Here is a 22,445-nt window from a genome sequence, read left to right on the forward strand (position 1 = left end):
AATTAATGAAAGACTGGTGGCAAGCGACTTTCCCGAAAGGTCGGCAAAGTCTCGTAATTACCGATGCTAATGGGTATCCTGTAAAAATCGCTTACGGTGAAAAAGGAACAGGTAAACCTTTATTTTTGTTACATGGTGTTGGCAGCTGGAGCTACAATTGGCGTCACAGCGTCCAGCCACTCTCTGCTCATTTTCGGGTTATTTCTTTTGATGCCAAAGGTTACGGATTTTCCGAAAAACCTGTGTTTCGTCGAGAACAGAGTGGTCATCAAATTATTGAGTTAGAAAGAGTCATTCTTTCCTTATGTGATGAACCCGTGGTTCTTGTGGCAGAATCTTTAGGCGCATTAATTGCCCTTGGTCTTGCCGAAGCAAATCCCCAGCTCATAGCGCGGCTTGTGCTGGTAAATGTACCTATTTTCCCTCAACGTTTACCTCATTGGGGAATGTGGTTGCTTTCCCAAATCCCCTTAGAAATCGTGCAAACAATTGACTCCTCTCGTCTAGCGCACCTGTTTGCACCACTGGTGAGAGAAATTATGGCAATAGAAAGGCGTGGAGTCTTGTACGACCCATCAATACTGACGCAGGATGATGTTTACTGGATAACTTACCCTTACACTGAAATTCCTGGGACTCTTACCAAGGTGGCTGAAGAGTTACAAATAGCAGCGCGGGAAATTGAACACTTGCAAACAAATAAACCAAGTCTGATTAGTAAAATTCAGAATAATCTCGGTGCGATAACATGTCCTACCCTGATTTTATGGGGCGAACAAGATACTTGGTTTCCTGCTAGCGATGGGGAAAAATTACGTCAGCGCCTTCCCCATGCTAAATTACAAATCCTGCCTAACTGCCATCATGATGCGTCTACGGGTGCTTCAGAAGCGGTGAATGCAGCGATTCTTAAATTCTTGCAACAACATAACTTCTCTTAGAAGGCTCCTGGAAAACTTTTCGGTTTACTGACAGTCTTGACATGATGGGGAGGTGATGGGAGGTGGGGAGGTGAGGGGGCAAAGAAAGGAAGGGGGCGATGATAGGGTCGGCTGGCGTGGGTAGCAAGATATCCTCAAACTGCATAAGTTGCTTTCGCTTGCACCCATATACTCTTAGAGCTAAGCTGTTGCGCCTACAAGTTGCACTTTTTGTAGGTTGAAGTTTTTACAGCAAGGCTATCAGGCAGGAAAATTCCATAACCGACAGTTTATCAAATTTTAGAGAAAGCCATGAGAAAGTTTATTTTCGCTTTGATTTTGGCAATATCTATTTTTGGGTTGCTGCTGCTACCAAGCAACGCTTATGCCCAATCTATCCAGTCCACCGAGTTACCCCAGTCCACCCAGTTCACTAAGTCACCCACCCCAGTTCGGAAAAACATTTACACTCCGGAAGGACAGAAGGATCTACAGACGCTTAAAGATGCGCTTAGTAAAATGCGAGAGCAGGGTTGTCTAGATCCTGCTAGTTGGTATTTCCAGGGAGCAATTCATTGGCTTCCCAATCCTGACGAACTTGAGAGAAATCCTCTGTGCCCAAGCTATACCTCAGCGACGGCATCAACTCCAGAGGTAACACAATTGTTACAAAACTTTTGGCAGAAGTGCCCCCATCCAGTAGGTGTTAATATATATCACTTTCTACCCTGGCATCGACTCTACCTTTCTTTCTTTGAAATAGCTGTTCGTAACATCACTGGCAAGGATGATTTTGCCATTCCGTACTGGGATTACACCGATAATGGGTCTCCAGAAAACAGCATTATCCCAAACGCGTTTAGAAGTCCTGCTGACGTAAGTAACAGTCTTTATGAGCCATTGAGGCGTAGAATCCTAAATAGCGGTAGCTCAATATCAGCTGCAGATGCAAACGACCCGACTCCTGTTGCAGACCAGTTTACTCAAGACACGCTGATTGAAGGCAAACAACAAGCGTACCAAGCTATTCGATTTCGGGATTTTTCTAGCCCGCTTGAAAATTCACCTCACGGTCTCATGCACGTTGAACTTGGTGGTGTGTATAGCGAAAACACATTCAATCCTATTACGCAAACTGAAACTGATGCAGGGCTGATGTCAGGTGTTCCTACTGCTGGTTTCGACCCAATCTTTTGGGTACATCACACTAATATCGACCGTATGTGGGAATCTTGGACAAGACAAAGAGAAAAAGATAACCCAACAGCAACAGATATCAGAGTAACGGCTGAAGAATTAAGTTCAGTACCTTGGGTGTATAATTTTTATAATGGAAGTACTGCGATTAGCTTCCAACCATCAGAAGTGGTTTCCGAGGTCTATACACCAAGTTACAACAGTTCCATCTACGATAAACTTGATGAAGTGCCACCGAGTCGCCGAGCACAGAATCGTTCACGCGGTAGATCCATAATACCCGTAGAAGACACTGTTGTTACCTCTGAGGAGGTTAAGACTAAGTTAACTGATAAACTGACAACAGTAAATGTTCCATTATCTACCCCTGTTGAGATTTCAGAAGATGTGGTAGCGCGAGGTGCTCCTTCTGGAGATGAAAATTATGAGTTGGAAGTTCAAGTGTCTTTCCAGGGACAACCAAGGGGAGCTTATGATGTTTATCTAAACCTGCCCAATACAGAGGCAACTGTTGACACTCTTGACAAAAATGCCCACTTCGTCGGCGTTGTCAATTTCTTTGAAGTACCGAGTTCTGAAAGGGTGACAAAAATCGTTCTGTTTGACATTACCGACAAACTCATTGAGCAGGTGAAAAGACGCGAACAACCGTCGGAAATCCAAAACTTAAAAGTGTCTTTTCTGGCAAAAAATGCTTCGACCGCAGAGGACATTGTTGTCGAGACGGTTTCACTTCGCAAGTTTAAGTAAGTATAACTTTCGGTTTATCTCAAGCGCTTACAATTTCTAACAAGAATGATAATCGCTTGGAGGGCGAGGAAGCGATCGCCGTCGGCGATCGCTTCCTTAATAAGGGCTGAAAATGTAGTTACATTTGCCCAAAATACTCCTAGAGCCGTAACACAGCCTACCTTTATTTATAAACACCGTCTTAAACCACTCGGTTCTGACGGATACATTCTGCGTACCATTCAAAGCTGGCTTTTGGGATGCGTTTTTGTGTTTTGTAGTCCACATAAACAATCCCAAAGCGTCGGGAGTATCCCCAAGCCCACTCAAAATTATCCATCAGACTCCACACGAAATACCCCTTTAAACCATATCCTTCACTGATGGCGCGATGAGCTGATTTTAGGTGCTGGCGTAAGTACATAATTCGGTCAGTGTCAATGATTTCACCAGTAGAATTCACTTCATCTTGTGCTGCACAGCCACTTTCAGTGATGTACACTGGTAAGTCATTGCGCCCCACCGTTTCGCTGATATGACGAATGCCCCAATAAATACTTTCAGGCAAGATGTTTAACCAGGGCATATGCATCTGCGGGTAGCCTTTGGGAAGGTTGAGGAATTCGTAACCATCTTCATTACTGGCAGCACGAACATAAGCGCCAGTGTAGATGTTAAGACCAAGGGCATCAAGGGGTTGGTGAATAATTTCTAAGTCACCTGGTTGAATATCTGGGGCATCTTGTTTCAGCTTCTGAAGCATTGCTGGACTGTAAGTACCAGTTAGGGCTGGGAAAATAATGCCGCCATTCACCCAATTGGTGTGGAAGGCGCTTTTTGCTGCTGCAATATTGGCAGGAGATTCGTTGATGGGAACTGTAACCGCGATGTTATCCACCAAGGAAACTTGACAGGGAACGGGTGAAGCAGCACGAATGGCTTGGCATCCCGTACCATGAGCAAGTAAGGCATGGTGAGAAGTTTGCCAAACTTCCTTTCGACTCCTGAGTTGTTTTCCTGGGGCGTGCTGTGGTTGCTCCTCAACATCATAACTTAGGTGGGTAAAGCAGGGGATTTCGTTGAGAGTCATCCAATGGGTGATGCGATCGCCCAACCGCTTCACCACAACTGTGACATAATCAGCGTAATCGTGTGCTATCTGGCGACTTTGCCAGGTACCATACAAGTCTTCTAGTGCTTGGGGAGTATCCCAGTGATACAAGGTTGCATGAGGAGTAATGCCGTACTCGTGCAAGCAATCTACCAAGCGTTTGTAGAAATCAATGCCCTCTTCATTGACTGCGCCGCGACCATCAGGAATGATGCGCGTCCATGCGATACTAAAGCGATAGTGTTTGATGCCCAATTCTGCCATGAGCTGGACATCTGCTTTGTAGCGATGGTAATGGTCGCAGGCTACAGCACCCGTATCGCCGTTAAGAACCTTTCCCCGAGTAGCGCTGAAGGTATCCCACACGCTGGGCTTGCGTCCACCTTCTCGATATGCGCCTTCAATTTGATACGCAGCAGTCGCAGCACCCCAGTAAAAATCCTCTGGAAATTTATACATAGTCACAATCTTAGGCAACGTAACCATTCTCTTAAAGAATGACAAAGTCTGCTCCATCAAGTTATTGTAAAGATTGATGACAAAAACGAAACTTCTCATGAAGAAGTTGTAGTCAACAGAACCACATAGATTTTTCCGGCTATGATGTTAATCCGTGATGTCGTTCAAGAGGCTATAACAACTGGATATCTCAGCGTTGCAGCGGAAGAACAATTGCGAATTCTTCTGAAGACAAAGTATGAGTTAGAAGATTTTGATGCTTTCATGACATTGCAAGAAGCTGCTAGTTTGGGAAAAATTCGGCAGGAGTCCCGTGAGTTGAGACTGTGCGGGCAGCAGGTGTCATAATGGATGTGAGCTGATCTTCTCTTGTTATCGTTGCGCTCAAGCAATTGCGAAAATTGTGGTTAGTGTAACTCTATCAAATATCAAATAATTAGACAGATTCTGTACATCGCTTCGGGAGTTTGTCTTCGTTTTTTCTTTTTCCGGAAATTACTCTTTGTAGAGTGATGATCTTGATAGAGATGTAGGCATATAGATAAGGTTCAGGCAATGATTGCAGATTTATCGATGCCTCAAGAATCACAAACCCCGAAACCACAACATACAGGTGAATACCATGACTACTGTAGAAATTGACTCAAACAAACAGGAAAACAAATCCGCTAAGAAGAAGCAATCTTTTCGTCCCACGAATATTGGTACTCCTTTAGCACCTTTGCGACCCCGTCAGAGAAAAGAGCAGGAGCATGAGCTACTGAGCGATTGGGATCATGCAAGCTGATTTTTACCTAGATATTCGTGAATCTGTTGTTGCAGTAGTGCGATTGTCCCAAAAGGCTCGCCATCGCCGCCATCGCGATAGATAGTCTTGAAACCAAGTTACCAGCTGTCTGCTATACTTTGTAGTAAGTTGGGCATTCACTCACAATAAAGATTCTCATACACTAGATAATCCTGAATTTCTTGCGTTACGCTTCCTAGCTTTTGTTCTCCGTACCAGTAGATAATGAGAGATAAGCCAAACGCAACAGTCAGAATAACAGCTACTTTGCTTGTTCTACTTTCGGCTTGCTCTATAGCTGATGATACAACCAGCAAGACAGTAGATAAAAAGAAGATTAAGCCAAAGATGCTTGCCATGATATGTCACCCTGTTATAACTATTGAAAAATTGCGCCACGGCATCCTGCACGAAATCCTGTGGCGCTTTGTTGTTTGTCTAGGTTAATTGTCCATCAGTTCCTGAAAATCGAATCTTCAAAGCTTTATTGTTACAGCTTTGAAATATTTTCTGATTTTGTCAGAACCATAGCGCAAAAATTAAGATACAGCGTATTGCAGGTTTATGAGGTACAGTAACAACAGTTTGTAAACCAGTGTTTTAAATGCTTAGGATTAACTAAATCGAGTGCGGTTGCAATAAGAACATCAACCATTTTTGTTGTCATTGGAGAAAACTGTCGTAAAAAAGCTTTTACAGCTATTTTCAGGTAAAGAGACCACACTGTAAGGGCATACGCCCCTACGTTCGATGATGGTTCAAATACATGAAAACTGCTGTATGTGTGACAGTACGCTTACTCTTGTATTTGGCTCCCATTCGCATTGCAGACATTGCACAACAACAATTAGCACTCGAATTTACAGACTGCAATCGGTTCCCACTGCGAATTTTGCTCACCCGTGACCAAGAGCAGACATCGAATCGCGATACTTGGACGGTTGGATTTATAACTCAATTATTGCAGCAGATGTTGACGCTGCATACACAATCGCTGTGGAAGCAGGAGCCATAGAAGTTGTTAAGCCGCGAAGAATGCCTTGGGGACAAATTGTGTCTCGCGTGCGTGACTTAAACGGGATTTTGGTAAGTATCGTCAGTCAGCCACAACGCTGATGCAAAGACACAAAGAAATTTTTCCTATCGGTTATTAAAGGGACTTAATGCCAAGAAGTGGTTATTGGGTTGGGGGCGCATAGGTTATCAAGATATTCTTGACCATCAAGTAACCCCCTCACACCAATAACTAAAAAGTCTGACCTGCATAAATCGAACGGACTTCACCGTTGCGGCGGATGACGGCTTCGCCATTGGCAACATTGACCAAAGTCCAACCGCTTGAGCCGATAGCTTCACCGACTTCAACGCGGCGACTGACGCCGTTAATTTTAAATAAGGCAGCAGATTTGTTCCCTAACTCTAGTAATCCTTCCAAGGTGTGGGAAACAGCAGCAAGCTCTGGAGTCGTTACTGTGGAAGCCATTTCCTGTTTTTCTGGTGCTAGACTGAGCGCTGGTGCTGGTGCTGCAACGCTGGAAGGCTCAACTGGCGGTACAGCCATAGGCTTGGCTACAGCTACAGGGTTAAGTTCTGGACGTACAGCCGCAAGCGCTTGTACAGTGGCAGGCTTGACTGATTTTTGCCCCTTATTAAGGGCTATTTTGACAGGAGGCGCAGGTTTAGAAGCATTCGCCAAGGTCTTCTTAGGGACTGTAGTAGCTACTGGTGGTAAGGGGTTGGAAGTGCCAGCAATAGGTGGAAGCGTGTAGCGCATGGGCTGTGGCGCTTGATACACCGGAATGTAGATGCGTTCAACAACCTTTGTAGAGTTGCTAGAGGCTGGTGGGACATTATTTGCAGCTACGGGTGCTGGTAGATGACCTGTTGGTTGAGGGGTGATATATGCAAGGGCTGTTTGGTTGGCTGGAGTAGCAGTAGTAAGGGCGGTTTTTGCAAACCTGAGATTGCTTTTTGCTTCTTGTTTGTCAATAACTGCTAGTGCTCCCATTATATAGTTAACCAAATCTGCCTCAACTTGCGCTTTGGTTGGCAATTGGGGTTGCGCTTTGGTTGGCTGGGGCTGCACCTGCGGTTTGAGGAGACTTTGCTGAAGTGATTTGGAAACTAAACGATTGAGCAGCCCAGAGTTTAGTACCCAAAAAACACTAGCAATGGCTAATCCGATGGTGACTCCCACCCAAAGCACTATGCTCTTTGTCTGTTGAGATTTTTGAGGTGGTTTGCTTATGGGTCTACTAACACCTGGAGTACCTACTACTACTGTACTCAAGGGGTTGTTCCTAGCTTTGGAAACTTTCTGTATGGGGCGGATCTGTGTTTCTGGGATGACAATTTGCGGTACTGTCACCATTTGCACATGACGAATGTGCTCTTGAGGCAGCGCCGTTTGGAAAGGTAGGTTATCATTACCATCCAGAATCAGGTCGATTTCGGCAAAGAGTTCATCCATCAAGCCATCAGCATAGGTTTCTATTGACCAGGGTTCGCTGGCGATTAACTCCTCTGATGATTCTGGAAGAATGAGATACGTATTGGCTTTTTGTGACATAGCGTTGTTAACTTCTGGCTCCTGGGAAGATAAATTTCGTTTCCCCTGCCTACAAATAAAGACTTTGGATAAAATATCCCATCTCTCGTTTTAATCAACGAGTTGATTGACAGTTGGTATGAAATTCTACTTTAATCCAGGGACTGTTGATGATGCCAGTTATTAATTTAATGTCATCTATCATACCAGTCTCCTGAGATTTCCCCTACCACTATACTCGCTCTTGTGGAGTTGTTTTCAAGCCAACGCTGGAAATTCCCTTTGGGTTTTGGTTTTACGTAATTCTAGATAAATGAGCAAGGCATTGATATCAGCTGGATTTACGCCTCCAATGCGAGCAGCTTGACCGATGGTCAAGGGTTTTACCTTGCTCAGTTTTTCCCGTGCTTCTTTAGAAAGAGTATCAATGGCTGCATAATCCAAGTCCGCAGGTAACTGGCGGTGAGCCTGACGGGCAATTTGGTCTATCTGATTTTGCTGTCTTTGCAAATAGCCAGAATACTTGATGTCAATTTCTGCGCCTTCTTTCTCGATGCGATCGAGATTGGGATTTCCCAATCCGAATTTGTCGAGGTCTACATAATGCAATCCTGGACGCCGCAGTAAGTCAGCTAGGGTAATTGAGCCTTTGATGGCTTGTTGAGTGGCAAGGGCGATCGCCCTTCCAATATCATCATGCTCTTTCACCCGTGTGGCGTACAGCCGTTCTTTTTCTGCTGCAATCTTCTCTTGCTTGCGAGTAAAAAGCTCCCAACGTCGGTCATCGATCAAGCCGATTTCCCATCCTAATGGTGTCAAGCGCTGGTCGGAATTATCAGACCGTAGTATTAGTCTATACTCGGATCTACTTGTGAGCATACGGTAAGGCTCCCGTAAGTCTTTCGTACATAGGTCGTCAACTAGCGTACCGATGTAACTTTGTTCACGAGGGAAAACAATCATTTCCTGACCACGAACAAGACGAGCTGCATTGATTCCAGCCACCAAACCTTGAGCTGCTGCTTCTTCATAGCCAGTTGTTCCGTTAATTTGTCCAGCACAGAACAGCCCTTCTACCTTCTTAGTCATCATTGTGGGATAACACTGGGTAGCAGGTAAATAATCATACTCTACAGCATAAGCTGGGCGGAGCATGACACAGTTTTCTAAACCCGGGAGACTCCGTAACATTTGCAGTTGCAAATTTTCAGGCAACCCTGTAGAAAACCCTTGAATATAAAGTTCGGGGATATCTCGTCCTTCGGGTTCAATGAAAATTTGGTGGCTTTCCTTGTCGGCAAAGCGTACAATCTTATCTTCAATACTGGGACAATAACGCGGTCCTTTGGCATCCACCCACCCCCCATAAACTGGGGATAGTTGTAGATTTTCCCGAATCAGGCGATGGGTTTCGGGTGTGGTGCGGGTAATATAACAAGGCAGCTGCTCCCGTTCTACCCAGACCTCTGGGTCAAAGCTAAACCAGCGGACTTCCTCATCTCCTGGCTGGGGTATCATCTTACTGTAGTCTACAGACCGTTTGTCTACCCGTGCGGGGGTTCCCGTTTTTAGTCTTCCTGTTTCAAATCCCAAGCGATTGAGGGTTTGGGTTAAACCCTCGGCGGCAAATTCTCCAGCACGTCCCGCCGCCATTGACTTGTTACCAACCCAAATCCGTCCTCCCAAGAACGTACCCGTCGTCAAGATGACTGCTTTGCACTGAAACGCCACACCAAAATACGTCTGAAGACCGATAATCTCATCGTTTGTGCCCAGCACCAAATCTGTGACCATTGCCTCGCGGATTGTCAAGTTTTCTTGGTTCTCAACAAGAGCCTTCATCACAGCTGCATATTCTCGTTTATCTGTCTGGGCGCGTAATGCCCAAACCGCAGGTCCCCGTGAAGAGTTGAGAACGCGCTTTTGCAAATAAGTGCGATCCGCCATTTTGCCCATTTCCCCGCCAAGGGCATCCACCTCATGGGTCAACTGGGATTTTGCTGGACCACCCACTGCTGGGTTACAGGGTTGCCAAGCAATTTTATCCAAGTTAAGTGTCAACAGTAAAGTACGACAGCCAAGGCGTGCGGTAGCAAGGGCTGCTTCACAACCGGAGTGACCTGCACCGACGACGATGACATCAAAAGCGTCTTGGAATTCAACACAAGTGTGCATGGTCATACTTTAAAGCAAGCATATAGTCAATCTCAATGTTAACCGATACAGTGGTTGCATCGCCGTAAATTCCAATCGCATTGTATATTTTGAGCTTTGGCTTTCTTGAAAAGCGATTGAAAGATTGATAGGGTGATTGCCACCATTGAAACCAGAGGATATATCTACCGTAAACTAGGACAATGAAACGCTTTTTTAAAAATGCCTTTTTTTACATTCTAATTGCTTTTATTTCTTTTGCATTAGTGGCTAGTCAAGCAATCACACGCCATATGGTCATGGCAAATATTCAAAATACAGCAAATTGTCTAATTGCTCCTTCTGTGGACGATAGAAACTTAATTATAAATTGTACAAATCTTCCTCAACGAGTCATATCTCCCACTCCAAACCTACCTCCAATTCCCAACCCGAATTTGACTGACAAAGAGCGGTTTTTGGCAGCAATTACAGGTCATTTACCAACAATTCCTGCTCCTAACACATTTGAATACATATTACTGCGAGCATATGGTGCAGTTTTCATCAATCAAAAACCTGAAATTAAACTACCGCCAAAAGTTGTATTTAATAACGAGCAGGAAACAAAACAGTTTCAATCTACTCTAACACTGAGTAAAGTAAATGGTACAAGTAACTGTTATTTACAAAAGTCAGCGGCAGATGCTTTAAATATAGCAATGCAAGTACAAATTCCTCTAAAATCAGGTTATGGCGCTAGTGATTGTACTCGCAGTTTTGCTACCAATTTAAGATTTTGGCAGAAATACGCAAACAGAAATACTTTAGAACAAGTGCAGCTGGGTAAGGAAACAAAAATTCTTGGTGTTGTTGCACCTCCAGGCACATCACAACATCTTTGGGGACTAGCAGTTGATTTAAGAGTATCAAATGAAGTGCAGAAACAAGCTCTTAATAAAAATGGTTGGTATCGGACTGTAGAATATGATACGCTTCACTGGACTTATGTCGGTTTACCACCAGAAAGATTGACCCAATTTGGTTTTCAAAATAAAGTTGTTGGGGGAATTAACTATTGGATAACACCTCTTTAGATCTAATTCATAAAGTAAAAATAAAGAAGTGTTTGCTGGGCAGTTTCAAGTAAGTGGTAGAATTGAACTACATAGATTATGGACTGCGATGGCACGCAGCGATCGCCGCACAGGCGCGATGCTCCCAGAGGGAGCCGCGCAAGGCGCGTCGAGCTTATTAGGGTTGATTGTATCAAGATAATGTAAAATCCTGAAATGCTTATCTTGAAAGACTTATAAGCTACCCACAAAGTGTGTAAGGGCTGCGCGGAGCGCGATGAACCACACTGCAAGTGTGGCAATGAGGTACAAGTAGAATCGAAGCATGATGAGATTGAATGTGCAATAGACATCTCCGAAAATACTCAAATTGTTTGCCGAAGTGACTTTTAGCGTGCGATTGCCCAAGGGGCACTGCGCTTCGCGCAATCGCCAATTCCAAAAGTGAGCTAGACAACACGTAACAATAAGGGTTTGAGATGTTTCTTATTAAGAAGAGGGCAAAAATAAGTGGCTATGTACAGGAATTGTACTTGAGAATTATTCCGCTCTTTTATGATGAGAAAACTAAGGTTCCAAGTCGGAGTCTTACAAGTCCACAAATAGTCATAATTATTTGTTCATATTTATTAGGATTTAACCGAAACCGTTCTTGGGCTACTCGGAATATTTTCACGACACGAATTAAATGTTCAACAAATATTCGTTCCTTGGCCAATTCTTTATTTCGTTCTTTTTGTTCCGGAGTTAATTCTTGTTTTTTTGGCTTTTTCGTTGGGGTCTTGATTGATTCTTCTCCTGCGTATGCTTTGTCACCATGAAACCTCTGATTGGGGTCAAATCCTTTTTGATGTTCCCGAAATAAATTGATGTCACTTTTTGTTCCTGGTTTTCCTGCTACTACATCAATAATATCTTTCCCCTCAGGTAAAACGATAATTTGATTTTTCATAGTATGGTTTTTCTTTTTGCCAGAGTAATATTCTTTTTGCTCTTCATATTCCCCAGGCCGCTCTCTTGGCTGTTCATAGCTATCTACTATTAGCTCAAACTCGGTTAAAATTTCTTGAACAACTTGGTAGTCACTTGAGTTTTTTTTTACCTGCTCAAGTAGGCTTGGTGGTAATAATTCTCCTAGAATTGGAAACCAATAATTGAATGTATCGTTTGCAGTTGTCTCACTTACCCCAAATTGGATGCCCAGCAATTGAAATGTTGTTAAATGTCTGAGATATGTCAAAGTTAAAATTATTTGCTCTTCCAACGACAGTTTAGGTCTGCGACCTCCTCCACCCGCAATAATTCTTACCTTTTTAGACTCAGATGATACTTGTTTTTGGTTATGCACCTCTCTCGCTTGTTCTAAAAGTTGCTCTAATTGCTCATACTTGAGACCAATTAAACGCTGTGCATCTAGAGGATGATGTTGAATATGCTCAAATAGAGAACCCACAATAGTTTGGTAAAAATACATTTGTATATGATTTTACCAGGAATTATTTATTTTCCGGAGATGTCTAATGGACAGCGCTATGCAATACGCGAAATACAACAAAGACCCACGCAGCGTTCACATACACTGTATCCACCTGCTTTGTGATGAACAGGTATAGAACGAGTGCATAAAAAAGTACTGGGATCTCAAACAGGTTCTTGAGGTTATCGGATGGATTGGATACGTTTGGTGGCGAAATCTGCGCCAGTGTGCCAGGTACAGTAAGATCCTGCGAGCGCATCTTTCTACTTGTAATGAAACTAATACGGCGGATGTACATATATACCCAAACCAGGAGTGTCAGAAACACTGTTGCAAAGAATGGACTGAAGATTGCATCTTGCGTCATTTTTACCTCTCAAAGTTGAGTATTTAGATGGTTAGTGGGCGATAATAGATTTCTCCGAAAGGAACCGCACCAAGTATCCCGGATAAAGCCCAATATAGGCTGAGTATTTCAAGACTTCTAGACCTCGAACGGGTACAATTCAGACAACTTGATCTATGAATTGTCCTCTACCACTACCAAAGTGGGAAATAGTAGTCAGACTTGAAAATACATAGTGAATACGTAGAGGTGGGTTAACGGTTGTGAGTTGACACAAGCCACAAGCAGGATAAAACCAGCTTTCCCGGCCCGATAATAATGACTACAATAAAAAAGCACCTAACCTCTGGAGTTGTCGCAGTGGGCTTATTTGACGATTTTAGTCGGTTTCTGGAAAACCGCTTGGAAGAATTCTTGCGTAATAATCCGCATTTGGAGTTGGAAGCGTTGTTAGAACAGCTGCGTGAGCAAGAGGAAGACACTTTAAAGCTCATTGCAGATTTACAATTGCAGGAGAAGCGATCGCAAGAGCAAGTTCTGTCTACTGCTCAAGAAATCCAAAGGTGGCATATCCGTGTAGAAAAGGCAAAAGCCGCTAATAGACAGGATTTAGCGGCTGCTGCTGGACAGCGAGAAGCTGCACTGTTGCGTGAAGGAAATCAGCAATGGGGACAGATGCAAGGGGTGAAAGAACGCATTACCCAAGCTAAGGAGCTATTACGGAAAATACAACAACGGCGACAGGAAGTCCAAGCCAAAGCAACTGAAGCACAAACGGCGCGTGCTCAAGCTCAAGCCCAGCAACGCTTGGAGACTAGCGGCTGGGATGCTAGGAGCAGTTATTCTGGTGGGTATGACGATTTAGAGGAGAAGTTTCGCCGGTGGGAAACTCAAGACGAGTTGGAACAAATGAAGCGAAATATGGGGAAATAGTCGTTTGTCCTTAGTCTTTTGTCATTTGTGCTTTACAAAGAACTAATAACTAATAACTAATAACGAATGACTAATGACTTTTCCCGTATATTTTTGGTTAGGTTCGCTGCGGATTCACCCTCATGTTTTGTTTGAGTCTTTGGCTTATGCTGTGGCGTTACGTTTAGTATTGCGTAACGTTCGCAGGGATTGGGTTGAAGCAGAACAGGGTACTTCCATAATTGTTGCTGGTATGATGGGTGCCCTGCTGGGCGCTAAAATGCTGGCTTGGCTGCAACATATTGATTTACTCTGGCAATATCCTCAGCAATTACTATTACTTTTACTACAAGGAAAAACAGTAGTAGGGGTGCTGTTGGGGGGTGTTATTGGTGTGGAAATTACCAAAAAAATTCTTGGTGTCAATCGTTCTACTGGTGATGTATTTGTTTATCCTTTAATTGTGGGAACGGCTATTGGTAGAATTGGTTGCTTTCTTACAGGATTAAGCGACCAAACCTACGGAATTCCTACATCATTACCTTGGGGAGTTGATTTTGGTGATGGAATTCCTCGCCATCCTACGCAACTGTATGAAATTATATTTCTAATCATTTTAATGATATTTTTACACCTTCGTAGTCGTTATCAACGACAAGAGGGCGATTTATTTAAATTTTATTTAATTTCATATTTAGGGTTTCGTTTTTTGATAGATTTTATGAAACCTGATTTTCGTTCTTTGTTAGGACTAAGTGCGATTCAAATTGCTTGTTTAATCTCTCTTTTTTGTTATCGCCGCAACATTCCAAAAATGTTCCAAATACGATAATGAAGCATGGAACAAAATATTTTTGTAGATGTTTTAACTAGCCTGCAACGGTTATTGGTAGGTTACATTCCCGCCGCTATTGTAGGTATTTTTATCGGTATTTTCATTGGTATCAACCGCATAGTTTATCGAATATTCAAGCGGATACTACAGATGGCGCGTAGTATCATTCCTATAGCTTTGTTACCCATTGCTCTGATAGTTTTTAAACAAATTGAACCAGCTGCATTTGTCGTAGTTTTTATGAGTGCTCTTTGGACAGTTATCATCGATACGGCAAAGGGTGTCAGACAATTTCGCCAAGAAGGTGGTAACTTTCGAGTTGCTATTCATCACATATTTCGTGGTTTAAGAATTGGCATATGGGTAGCCTGGTTTACAGTTATTGCCATAGAAATGTTAACAGGTGGACGAGGTCTTGGTGTTGTCATTTGGAGTGCTTATAATTCAAGGAATCCAAATTACATTATCCAGGCGATAATCTATATAAGTATCATCGGCTTTATACTTGACCAATTGCTAGATATAACCGGATACTTCCTCTCGCAAATTGTATTGGAGGGGCAACAAAGAGACCTTTAAACTGACAGATTGTACAAATAAGTGGCGGTGAACCAACGATTCACCTAGAGTTTTTCAAAAAAATCGGCATTATTGAGTATACGTTGCAATAGAGATCTGTGCAAAGCTTAATAAATTTGTAGTAAGGACTTTAGTCCTCTTGCTCGAGAAAGCAAGGACTAAAGTCCTTACTACAAACAAGTTTTATTATGGGTAATTTTCCAAACATGATATAACGTCTCAACAGATTAACTTTTTATTTCAGATTTTTGAGATTCTTCAACAGGCAAAGAAATTGTAGAAGAAGGAGAATCTAACTTGGATTGTTCCCATCTTGCTTCAGTCATTGCATGACTGAAGTAAGCTCCAAAAAGCTTGTCGTAGTTGGAAGCAACAGCTAGAAATGCTCCACCTAATATATATATAGGAAGTGGTAGGGTAAATTCTTTCACCCAGTCAAATAGTTCCGCTAGAGCAAACAGCACCAAAAAGCAGGCAAGCCAGACTCTCATGTTTCTCCCCCTGGGATTTAAACGACTTTATCAATTGTAAATAGGTTGGAGACACTTAATGTTTACCACAACAACAATTGAATGAAAACGGGGTTCTGTATGGGTCTTTCACACCCTACACCCTTACCCCTTTAGTTATAGATAAAAAAAATATATAAAATTATTTCCTTCTGTAGTGCCAAATTATAGAACTAGGGATATTTGCAAGAACTCTAGCCAACAGTCAAAAACTCCACGAGTCAAAGAGAAATGTCTAAAGGCAATTTCTCATCAGCTCTCCTCGTTGGATAGCTTAGGTAACTGCTCAATTGCTTTTGACCACACTCTTTTGTAATCATCGATTGCACCGCTGTAATCTTTTAGCTTAGAGCGGGCATTACCCCGGCTGATATAAGCTTTAGCATCGTTAGGATTAAACCGCAGAAACTCCGTGTAATCATCGATTGCGCCGCTGTAATCTTTGAGTCTAGAGCGAGCATTAGCTCGATTGATGTAAGCTTCAGCATTGTTGGAACTCAGCTCTATGGAGCGGGTGTAATCTTCAATAGCGCCACTGTAATCTTCCAACTCGTAACGCGTCTTACCCCGGCTGATGTAAGCTTCAGCATCCTTAGGATTCATCCTTAAGCACTGATTATAATCTTCCACTGCGCCAGTGTAATCTTTTAGCATAAAGCGAGCATTACCCCGGCTGATGTAAGCTTGTGCATTGTAAGGATTAATCCTTAAAAATTGGGTATAATCTTCAATAGCACCACTGTAATCTTCCAACTCGCAACGGGTATTACCCCGGCTAAGAAAAGATTTGGCATTATCAAAACTCAGTCCCAGAGACTGAGTGCTATCTTCAAGCTCATAGCGGGCAGAACCTCGGCTAATGTACCTTTCAGTATCGTTAGGATGATGAGGCAGAAACTGGGTTTTATCCTCAATTAGACCGTTGTAATCTTCCAACTCAGAGCGAGCATGAGTCTGGCTGATATTGATATCAATATCAACATCGACATGATTGGGATGAAGCCCTAATGAGTAGGTTTGATTAACAATTGCCTCTTGGGGATTAAGTTCAGCGCAGATAAATCCATTGTCGCCAGGAACGACATAGTCAGGATTGATATGCATCGTATTGCTGTAATCCGCAATTGCTCCCTTATAGTCTCCAAGTTCAAAACGGAGCAGCCCCCGATTGCAGCGAGCTTCAACATCGTTAGGATTAAACCGCAGGTACATATCAAAGTCTATCATTGCACCTTTGTAGTCTCCTAGCTTTTGACGGGCAAGCCCTCTGTTGTAGTAAGCCTTGAAACCGTTTGGATTGAGCCGCAGGAACTGGTTAAAGTCTGCAATGGCTCCTTGGTAGTCTCCTCTTTGAGCCTTTTCCTCTCCTTGGCGATACAAGACCTCAATAAAATCCTGCTGGCGACGAAGCTGTGCTGCCGCCTGCTGCCGTTGAATGATAGCGCGTGATAGAGTTGCGGCATTACGCCGCAACTCAAATTGTGCAATCACCTGGTCACTTAATACCCGTAGTGCTTCCACCTGTTCCAGGCTCAAATCTCGGGGCACTACGTCTATAACACACAGCGTTCCAATCGCAAATCCCTCAGGTGTAACGAGGGGCGCACCAGCGTAAAAACGAATATTGGGGTCGGAGGTGACCAAAGGGTTTGTTGCAAACCTGGAGTCTGCTAACGCATTGCTGACCACTAATGGTCTTTGTTGCAAAATACTATAGGCGCAGAATGCAACGTCCCGGCTTGTTTCACACGCTGTTAAACCCACCTTCGATTTGAACCACTGCCGATTCCCATCGATAAGGCTAATAAGCGCAATTGGGGTACGACAAATTTGTGTAGCCAAAAAGGTGAAGTCATCGAAGACTTTTTCGGCAGGAGTGTCGAGAATTTGATACTGGTGAAGTGCATTGAGCCTAGCTATTTCATTGTTAGGCAGGGGTGGTTGTGAGTTCATCTTTTTTTGGTAAACCTTCAAAGGCTGGTTTGATAGAGTGAACAATATTGAGATGCACCTTGTTAACTCAACAACAGGTAGTTCTTCTCAAGTAGTGTCGTGCTTCAAGGGCGAGTTAGGGACACTCAATCTACCTGCACAGCAATGGGAGCGAGAAAGCTATTGGAACTGGCTTACAGCTTGATGTTAAAGCAGTTACATTAATCTTCTCGTAAAAATCAGATCCAATTATTACTCATTCCGGATTTAGTGCTCAATAATAATAATTGTAGGAAATAACACATTTATTTGTTAATTTAAAACTTTTAAATATTTTACATCTACTTTAAGATAGATTTTGGAGGACGAGGTTGTTTCCGTCTCATGTCAATTTCTCCGGTCATTAGACCTCTTGCATGAATATCTAGTACCCCACCCTCATTACGGTTCAGTTAACGGTGAGCCGTTACCCTAAAGGGTATTGTGAATCTTTTGAAGAAAAGTATTAATCTTTTCTGAAAATTTTTGCGGATTCCTTGACCAAGCAAACAATCCAGCGCGTAGGGTCGGCAATGCTGCCTACCCTACTCCATCATTTATTGTTCACGTTCGCGTACCGTGCCGCAGGCATACCCGAGTGCGGTGTACGTAGGGCTTATGATTTAGGATTGCTATATCAGGAAATTAAGAGAAAAAGTTTGACATTGTTTTCAATTTGAGAAACCCAGTTTCTATAAGAAACCGGGTTTGTGAGTGTGGTTCTATTCGCCTATATTACAAAGTTGTCATAACTTGAGCTAACTCGTTAGATAAATCTGCTCCAGATTCCTGGGACTTTTGAAATAAAACCCCAGCTAAAAAGTAATAATCACCAGAATAGAATGCCATTTTATTTTTTCGTAATTCCTCTATGTGATTTTTAACTTTTAGCTCAGAGCTATAGTATCCAAATTTTAAAGGTAAAACTATAAAATTTGTCACCCTGTAACCGTTCGCTCTAGCATGATGAATTGTACTTTCTGGATTAGAAAAGCTAGAGACTAAAAGGAGTACATTCTCATAACCTAATGATAAGAGTTCGTTGGTAATTGTTGCTCCATCTGTGCCACCAAATAAGAGTGGCATACAAATATCTTTATCTGGTGCGGGAAGATACGGAGGATTAGCAACTAGATACTCAGCTTCTGTTTGAGAAGATTCAAACAAACATGAATTATGGATTATATATTTTTGTCCGAGATTATATTCGTCGATTGTTAAATTAGCAACTTTCCAGGCAGAAGTATTTAATTCAAATCCATGTATCACACCATCAAACCTGTTTTTCAATAATGAATTAATAACAGGTTTCCCATCTCCTGAGCCAAACTCAACGATACACTCAGATTGTTGACAATTGCTCAAAACAAAATTGTCCAAGCAGTTTGAGTAAAAATTGGATTCTTCAGGGCAAAAAAAGATGTTCTTCATTTGAGTTATCCAGAAATTCCATTGGTTGAACTTTAGGCAGGTGATGCCCACCCTATCAGCTATCTCTAAAAAGGCAATGAAAAAATGTTCCTTTAGTAAACAACCTGTTACCAAAGGAATAAGTTGGTAGATGAAGCAATTAAAAAAGCAAAACCAAGCGCTTTACATTATGACTCACTCAATATGGCTTGCTCTGCGACGCGTATAGAGCGCACAACAGCTTTGGCAGCGCGATCACCTGTGAGCTTTTCTTGGTCGTATCCCAGCACCAATTGCCATGCATCATCAGGGTACATTTGGGTCAAAGGCAAAGCCACATCATCCAACATCCAACGTCCGTGGCGTTCATCTTCCCGAATGTGCAATTCCCAATAACCCATCGCTGCGTCCGATAGTCCCAGTCGTTGCGCCGCCGCAAGATAGTTTCTGTAAGCTGCAGGTCCCGCCACCTCAAAATAAGTCAGCCCTCCACTGTAACGCAGAAAATGACGCTTGCACTCGGTGAGGAGGAAATTATGATTAGCGCAAGCCAGCACCTCCCAAGGAACTAGATCGAAGTATCCCTCTGGTTCGGTGTTCATCCCAAATTCAGCCAGCATTTGGGCAAAAAATGTAGAGTGTTTACGAGAAAAACGTCCGTTGCCGTACTCTTCCAGCAGGACTCGCACCAGAGTACACTGTACTTGATTAGCAGCACCACCCAAAATGCGGGAAAGGCGACTACCTTCAACTAAACCGTCAAATGAGCCAATAGCCAGCAAGTGACGGTAGCCAGCCTCACTCATTTCCTCACGGATGTAGCGGCTGTCTTGCGACAAAGGCGGATCTAAATCGTCAGCACAGCGCTCAATGAGAGCTTGCTTAACATCTAATTGTTGCAATGCAGCCACATCAATTTGTGCGAGTTCCCACTCTTGGCAAGCTGTCTCAATTTGGTCGCGCACCTTATGCAAGTAAGGAGAACGCTCGTTGATGTAGTGGCGGAGGTCGTCGTACCAAAACAAATTTAACCGATTGATACGATAAAGTATGCGCTGGAGAAAGCAGTGAGCTACATCATCACCAGCACCATTTTGATAAGCTGCACGAATTGCTACAGAGAGTGAGCTTTCAAACTCGCTCTTTAACGCAGGTTCTGCATCTAGTTTTTTGTCCAAATTATTTGTTGCGAGCAGTTCTATAAATTGCTGCTCAACACGCGCATAGTTTATATCTATTTTTTCTTTTTCTTTTATTTGTGTACTCTTTGTTTCAACCTCGGGGAGAGGAGACATCACGAAATTGCTGTGCATGGAATACTTGGCTAGTAAAGGCAGGCATGAAATTATTTCAACTTCTACTATTTAGATTTCCATTAAGTAAATTTAAGTACCTCTCCCACAAGTGATAAAGAAAAATTAAGTTTATGATGAAAGATTCAGTCTAGAGGGGCAGATGGGCAGTGGAGGGAGTAGAGGGAAATAAACAGATAAATTTGACTTCCCCCACTCCCCTACTTCCCCTACTCCTTACTGTTGGGGACTAGCAGGTGCTTGATTGATAACCTTACTAGGTGGAATCTGTTCAATGGTAATGAGTGCTTCCATGACTGACTTAGCAATTGGTGCGGCTACAGTACTGCCATAGGCATTTTCTCCTCTCGGGTCATCAACCAATGCCAACACCACATAACGAGGGGATTCTACAGGTAAGATACCCACGAAGCTGGTAATTTCAGATCCGCTGATGTAACCACCAGCGGAACTGGCTTTTTGGGCTGTGCCGGTTTTGCCTGCGATGCGATACCCAAGAATTTGCGATGCTTTTCCTGATCCTTCATCGACTACACTCTCCATCATCTCTACGACCTTTTGGCTGGTGGTGGGTGAGAATATTTGGCGCGATGCATCTCGATTGGGTGAATAGTGGACTTGCCCTTTGGTGTCTATCAGCGCCCGGACTGCGTGAGGTGTGACCAATTTGCCCCCATTGGCTAAAGCTCCATGCATTTGCACCAACTGTAACGGTGTCAGCGAAAAGCCCTGACCAAAGGAGGTAGTTGCTGGTTCGACAGGCGAGGCAAGAAATTCTTCTTGACTTTTTAGCTGACTGCTAACGGTGAAAGGTAAATCCGTATCATCAACGCTTTGTCCTAGCCCTAAGCGTTCCAGCCAACCGTAGTAGATTGAAGGCTGCAATCTTTGGATGATTTGAACCATGCCTATGTTGCTGGAGTGTTGCAGAATTTGAGCTATGTTTATCCGCCCGTAACGTTTGTTTTCGGCATTCTTAATTGTTCTGTCAGCCACTTGAATGTAACCGGGGTCATTGAACACATCATCAGCTTTAATAACGCCAGCTTCTAGGGCAATAGCCACATTTAAAGGTTTGAAAGTTGAACCTGGTTCATACAGGTCTGCTACCGTCCAGTTTTTAAATAAAGAGATATCGGCTTTAGAGTATTCATTTGGGTTATAAGTGGGATGAGAAACCAGGGCGAGTAGGGAACCATCCCACGCATCCATAACAATGACTGCCCCCCGCTTTGCCCGGTACTTTTCCATTTGTTCCTTAAGAGCAAAGCGGGCAACTCGTTGCAGGCGGCTGTCGATAGTCAGTTGCAGGCGCAGGTCATCAGAACTGAGAAAACCATCTGGAGCATAATCGCTCATCAGCGCCCCATTACCTGCTCGGCTTAACCGTATTGTCTGCATAGAACGTTCTAGCAACTTCTCTTGGCTGTACTCCACACCAGCCTGACCGCGACGGTCAACATTGACATAGCCCACCACTTCTGAAACCAAATCCTGCTGTGGGTAGAATCGGGAGTATTTTTGAATTAACTCTAAGCCATTCAGGTGTAATGAAGAAATGCGATCAGCAATTTCTTCTGGTAAGGTAGAGGCAAGTGTAATACCGCTTTTTCTACTTTCAAACTTTTTTTCTAACTCAGTAGCGTCTCGATCCAGTATTGACGAGAGCTGTTCTGCCATCTGGTGATTAGAATTTTCAAAAAGTTTGGGATGGGCGTACAAAGTATATACAGGACGGTCAATTGCCAGCAAATCCTTATTGCGATCCACCACTGGGCGACGGGGCATAAAAGGTCGCAAATTCACCATTTGCTGGTTTCGCGCCTTTTGGGTTAGCTTTGGACCACTTACGATTTGCAAGTTGTACAAGTTAACGGCCAACCCTACCCCAGCCGCAATGAGAAAGCTCCAAACAATGAATAGTCTGGGTTTAGTCTTGGATGTTTGTTCTTGAGTATGGTCAGCAAGTTTGCTGTTGTACTCTCGTCTCGAACCCTTGTGCTGTCGCCTTGTCAGTGCTGGTTTCGGAAAGTTAAATTTTCTAAATTTTGTTCTGCCTGGTAACTTTTGCATTGTGTGTTGGTTGTTGGTTGTTGGTTGTTAGTTGTTGGTGAGCCACTGCGTTGCAAAGCG

General features: G+C 43.3%; 22 protein-coding genes. 11 read left to right on the forward strand and 11 right to left on the reverse strand.

Going from position 1 to position 22,445, the window contains the following annotated elements:
• Positions 1-5: 5 nt before the first annotated feature.
• Both MAS10914_RS0118060 and MAS10914_RS0118065 read left to right on the forward strand, forming a co-directional pair.
• Positions 6-941, forward strand: coding sequence for an alpha/beta fold hydrolase (locus tag MAS10914_RS0118060; protein ID WP_017317355.1), 936 nt, complete (start codon positions 6-8; stop codon positions 939-941).
• A 291-nt stretch (positions 942-1,232) separates the two neighbouring features.
• Complete coding sequence (locus MAS10914_RS0118065; protein ID WP_017317356.1) at positions 1,233-2,867, forward strand: tyrosinase family protein; 1,635 nt, start codon at positions 1,233-1,235, stop codon at positions 2,865-2,867.
• Between the two features lie 181 nt (positions 2,868-3,048).
• Here the strand turns inward: MAS10914_RS0118065 and MAS10914_RS0118070 are convergent, their stop codons facing one another.
• Positions 3,049-4,416 (reverse strand): GH1 family beta-glucosidase, encoded by a 1,368-nt coding sequence (locus MAS10914_RS0118070; RefSeq protein WP_033366153.1) that lies wholly within the window; start codon positions 4,414-4,416, stop codon positions 3,049-3,051.
• 141 nt (positions 4,417-4,557) lie between these two features.
• Here MAS10914_RS0118070 and MAS10914_RS0118075 point away from each other — a divergent pair, with 141 nt between their 5' ends.
• Together MAS10914_RS0118075 and MAS10914_RS35010 are read left to right on the forward strand one after the other, a co-directional pair.
• A complete protein-coding gene (locus MAS10914_RS0118075; protein WP_026082639.1) occupies positions 4,558-4,764 on the forward strand; it encodes a hypothetical protein in 207 nt (68 codons plus the stop codon).
• 274 nt (positions 4,765-5,038) lie between these two features.
• Entirely contained in the window at positions 5,039-5,203 is a 165-nt protein-coding gene (locus MAS10914_RS35010) for a hypothetical protein (protein ID WP_017317359.1), read from the forward strand.
• Positions 5,204-5,340: 137 nt separating this feature from the next.
• Here MAS10914_RS35010 and MAS10914_RS0118085 read toward each other — a convergent pair whose 3' ends face one another.
• Entirely contained in the window at positions 5,341-5,562 is a 222-nt protein-coding gene (locus MAS10914_RS0118085; RefSeq protein WP_017317360.1) for a hypothetical protein, read from the reverse strand.
• A 407-nt stretch (positions 5,563-5,969) separates the two neighbouring features.
• On the opposite strand from MAS10914_RS0118085, the gene MAS10914_RS0118090 reads away from it, so the two are divergent.
• Together MAS10914_RS0118090 and MAS10914_RS36665 are read left to right on the forward strand one after the other, a co-directional pair.
• The gene (locus MAS10914_RS0118090; protein WP_017317361.1) at positions 5,970-6,218 is read left to right on the forward strand and encodes a hypothetical protein; all 249 of its coding nucleotides are present in this window, start codon (positions 5,970-5,972) and stop codon (positions 6,216-6,218) included.
• Entirely contained in the window at positions 6,200-6,319 is a 120-nt protein-coding gene (locus MAS10914_RS36665; protein ID WP_408605870.1) for a VOC family protein, read from the forward strand. Before MAS10914_RS0118090 ends, MAS10914_RS36665 begins: the two co-directional genes overlap by 19 nt.
• Before the next feature lie 130 nt (positions 6,320-6,449).
• Here MAS10914_RS36665 and MAS10914_RS0118095 read toward each other — a convergent pair whose 3' ends face one another.
• Together MAS10914_RS0118095 and mnmG are read right to left on the reverse strand one after the other, a co-directional pair.
• Entirely contained in the window at positions 6,450-7,772 is a 1,323-nt protein-coding gene (locus tag MAS10914_RS0118095; protein ID WP_017317362.1) for a hypothetical protein, read from the reverse strand.
• A 237-nt stretch (positions 7,773-8,009) separates the two neighbouring features.
• Positions 8,010-9,932 carry a tRNA uridine-5-carboxymethylaminomethyl(34) synthesis enzyme MnmG gene (gene mnmG / locus MAS10914_RS0118100; RefSeq protein WP_026082640.1) on the reverse strand — a complete coding sequence of 641 codons (1,923 nt, stop codon included), beginning with the start codon at positions 9,930-9,932 and terminating at the stop codon, positions 8,010-8,012.
• A gap of 176 nt (positions 9,933-10,108) precedes the next feature.
• Here mnmG and MAS10914_RS0118105 point away from each other — a divergent pair, with 176 nt between their 5' ends.
• Together MAS10914_RS0118105 and MAS10914_RS35665 are read left to right on the forward strand one after the other, a co-directional pair.
• Positions 10,109-10,981: a D-alanyl-D-alanine carboxypeptidase family protein gene (locus MAS10914_RS0118105; RefSeq protein ID WP_017317364.1), complete on the forward strand. Its 873-nt coding sequence runs from the start codon at positions 10,109-10,111 to the stop codon at positions 10,979-10,981.
• A gap of 28 nt (positions 10,982-11,009) precedes the next feature.
• A complete protein-coding gene (locus MAS10914_RS35665) occupies positions 11,010-11,162 on the forward strand; it encodes a hypothetical protein (RefSeq protein WP_156818185.1) in 153 nt (50 codons plus the stop codon).
• Positions 11,163-11,513: 351 nt separating this feature from the next.
• On the opposite strand, the gene MAS10914_RS0118110 is transcribed toward MAS10914_RS35665, so the two are convergent.
• Together MAS10914_RS0118110 and MAS10914_RS0118115 are read right to left on the reverse strand one after the other, a co-directional pair.
• Positions 11,514-12,434: an IS5/IS1182 family transposase gene (locus MAS10914_RS0118110; protein ID WP_017314084.1), complete on the reverse strand. Its 921-nt coding sequence runs from the start codon at positions 12,432-12,434 to the stop codon at positions 11,514-11,516.
• Positions 12,435-12,477: 43 nt separating this feature from the next.
• Positions 12,478-12,804, reverse strand: a complete 327-nt coding sequence (locus tag MAS10914_RS0118115) for an MAPEG family protein (protein ID WP_017317365.1) — start codon at positions 12,802-12,804, stop codon at positions 12,478-12,480.
• A gap of 339 nt (positions 12,805-13,143) precedes the next feature.
• Between MAS10914_RS0118115 and MAS10914_RS0118120 the strand changes: the two genes are divergently transcribed.
• The 3 genes from MAS10914_RS0118120 (at position 13,144) to MAS10914_RS0118130 (ending at position 15,109) form a co-directional block, all read left to right on the forward strand.
• Positions 13,144-13,716 carry a TIGR04376 family protein gene (locus MAS10914_RS0118120; RefSeq protein WP_026082641.1) on the forward strand — a complete coding sequence of 191 codons (573 nt, stop codon included), beginning with the start codon at positions 13,144-13,146 and terminating at the stop codon, positions 13,714-13,716.
• Between the two features lie 73 nt (positions 13,717-13,789).
• Positions 13,790-14,527, forward strand: a complete 738-nt coding sequence (locus MAS10914_RS0118125) for a prolipoprotein diacylglyceryl transferase (RefSeq protein ID WP_017317367.1) — start codon at positions 13,790-13,792, stop codon at positions 14,525-14,527.
• Between the two features lie 6 nt (positions 14,528-14,533).
• Positions 14,534-15,109 carry an ABC transporter permease gene (locus MAS10914_RS0118130; protein ID WP_017317368.1) on the forward strand — a complete coding sequence of 192 codons (576 nt, stop codon included), beginning with the start codon at positions 14,534-14,536 and terminating at the stop codon, positions 15,107-15,109.
• A 227-nt stretch (positions 15,110-15,336) separates the two neighbouring features.
• Here the strand turns inward: MAS10914_RS0118130 and MAS10914_RS0118135 are convergent, their stop codons facing one another.
• The 5 genes from MAS10914_RS0118135 to MAS10914_RS0118155 form a co-directional block, all read right to left on the reverse strand.
• On the reverse strand, positions 15,337-15,600 hold the full coding sequence (locus MAS10914_RS0118135) for a hypothetical protein (RefSeq protein ID WP_017317369.1): 264 nt from the start codon (positions 15,598-15,600) through the stop codon (positions 15,337-15,339).
• A 270-nt stretch (positions 15,601-15,870) separates the two neighbouring features.
• Positions 15,871-17,571, reverse strand: coding sequence for a tetratricopeptide repeat protein (locus MAS10914_RS0118140; protein WP_017317370.1), 1,701 nt, complete (start codon positions 17,569-17,571; stop codon positions 15,871-15,873).
• A 753-nt stretch (positions 17,572-18,324) separates the two neighbouring features.
• Positions 18,325-19,020, reverse strand: coding sequence for a class I SAM-dependent methyltransferase (locus tag MAS10914_RS0118145; RefSeq protein ID WP_017317371.1), 696 nt, complete (start codon positions 19,018-19,020; stop codon positions 18,325-18,327).
• Between the two features lie 167 nt (positions 19,021-19,187).
• Positions 19,188-20,312, reverse strand: coding sequence for an iron-containing redox enzyme family protein (locus MAS10914_RS0118150; RefSeq protein WP_026082642.1), 1,125 nt, complete (start codon positions 20,310-20,312; stop codon positions 19,188-19,190).
• Positions 20,313-20,528: 216 nt separating this feature from the next.
• The gene (locus tag MAS10914_RS0118155) at positions 20,529-22,385 is read right to left on the reverse strand and encodes a peptidoglycan D,D-transpeptidase FtsI family protein (RefSeq protein ID WP_017317373.1); all 1,857 of its coding nucleotides are present in this window, start codon (positions 22,383-22,385) and stop codon (positions 20,529-20,531) included.
• Between the last annotated feature and the right edge of the window lie 60 nt (positions 22,386-22,445).

It is taken from the genome of Mastigocladopsis repens PCC 10914, from assembly GCF_000315565.1.
Lineage (GTDB): Bacteria > Cyanobacteriota > Cyanobacteriia > Cyanobacteriales > Nostocaceae > Mastigocladopsis > Mastigocladopsis repens.

What these genes read in the sequence shown, in the direction of transcription:
- MAS10914_RS0118065 (WP_017317356.1), top strand. Translation starts at nt 1,233, where the DNA reads ATGAGAAAGTTTATTTTCGCTTTGATTTTGGCAATATCTATTTTTGGG.
- MAS10914_RS0118155 (WP_017317373.1), bottom strand. Translation starts at nt 22,385, where the DNA reads ATGCAAAAGTTACCAGGCAGAACAAAATTTAGAAAATTTAACTTTCCG.
- mnmG (WP_026082640.1), bottom strand. Translation starts at nt 9,932, where the DNA reads ATGACCATGCACACTTGTGTTGAATTCCAAGACGCTTTTGATGTCATC.
- MAS10914_RS0118135 (WP_017317369.1), bottom strand. Translation starts at nt 15,600, where the DNA reads ATGAGAGTCTGGCTTGCCTGCTTTTTGGTGCTGTTTGCTCTAGCGGAA.
- MAS10914_RS0118095 (WP_017317362.1), bottom strand. Translation starts at nt 7,772, where the DNA reads ATGTCACAAAAAGCCAATACGTATCTCATTCTTCCAGAATCATCAGAG.
- MAS10914_RS0118130 (WP_017317368.1), top strand. Translation starts at nt 14,534, where the DNA reads ATGGAACAAAATATTTTTGTAGATGTTTTAACTAGCCTGCAACGGTTA.
- MAS10914_RS0118110 (WP_017314084.1), bottom strand. Translation starts at nt 12,434, where the DNA reads ATGTATTTTTACCAAACTATTGTGGGTTCTCTATTTGAGCATATTCAA.
- MAS10914_RS0118060 (WP_017317355.1), top strand. Translation starts at nt 6, where the DNA reads ATGAAAGACTGGTGGCAAGCGACTTTCCCGAAAGGTCGGCAAAGTCTC.
- MAS10914_RS0118145 (WP_017317371.1), bottom strand. Translation starts at nt 19,020, where the DNA reads ATGAAGAACATCTTTTTTTGCCCTGAAGAATCCAATTTTTACTCAAAC.
- MAS10914_RS0118125 (WP_017317367.1), top strand. Translation starts at nt 13,790, where the DNA reads ATGACTTTTCCCGTATATTTTTGGTTAGGTTCGCTGCGGATTCACCCT.
- MAS10914_RS35010 (WP_017317359.1), top strand. Translation starts at nt 5,039, where the DNA reads ATGACTACTGTAGAAATTGACTCAAACAAACAGGAAAACAAATCCGCT.
- MAS10914_RS0118075 (WP_026082639.1), top strand. Translation starts at nt 4,558, where the DNA reads ATGATGTTAATCCGTGATGTCGTTCAAGAGGCTATAACAACTGGATAT.
- MAS10914_RS0118115 (WP_017317365.1), bottom strand. Translation starts at nt 12,804, where the DNA reads ATGACGCAAGATGCAATCTTCAGTCCATTCTTTGCAACAGTGTTTCTG.
- MAS10914_RS0118105 (WP_017317364.1), top strand. Translation starts at nt 10,109, where the DNA reads ATGAAACGCTTTTTTAAAAATGCCTTTTTTTACATTCTAATTGCTTTT.
- MAS10914_RS0118140 (WP_017317370.1), bottom strand. Translation starts at nt 17,571, where the DNA reads ATGAACTCACAACCACCCCTGCCTAACAATGAAATAGCTAGGCTCAAT.
- MAS10914_RS0118150 (WP_026082642.1), bottom strand. Translation starts at nt 20,312, where the DNA reads ATGCACAGCAATTTCGTGATGTCTCCTCTCCCCGAGGTTGAAACAAAG.
- MAS10914_RS0118085 (WP_017317360.1), bottom strand. Translation starts at nt 5,562, where the DNA reads ATGGCAAGCATCTTTGGCTTAATCTTCTTTTTATCTACTGTCTTGCTG.
- MAS10914_RS0118090 (WP_017317361.1), top strand. Translation starts at nt 5,970, where the DNA reads ATGAAAACTGCTGTATGTGTGACAGTACGCTTACTCTTGTATTTGGCT.
- MAS10914_RS0118070 (WP_033366153.1), bottom strand. Translation starts at nt 4,416, where the DNA reads ATGTATAAATTTCCAGAGGATTTTTACTGGGGTGCTGCGACTGCTGCG.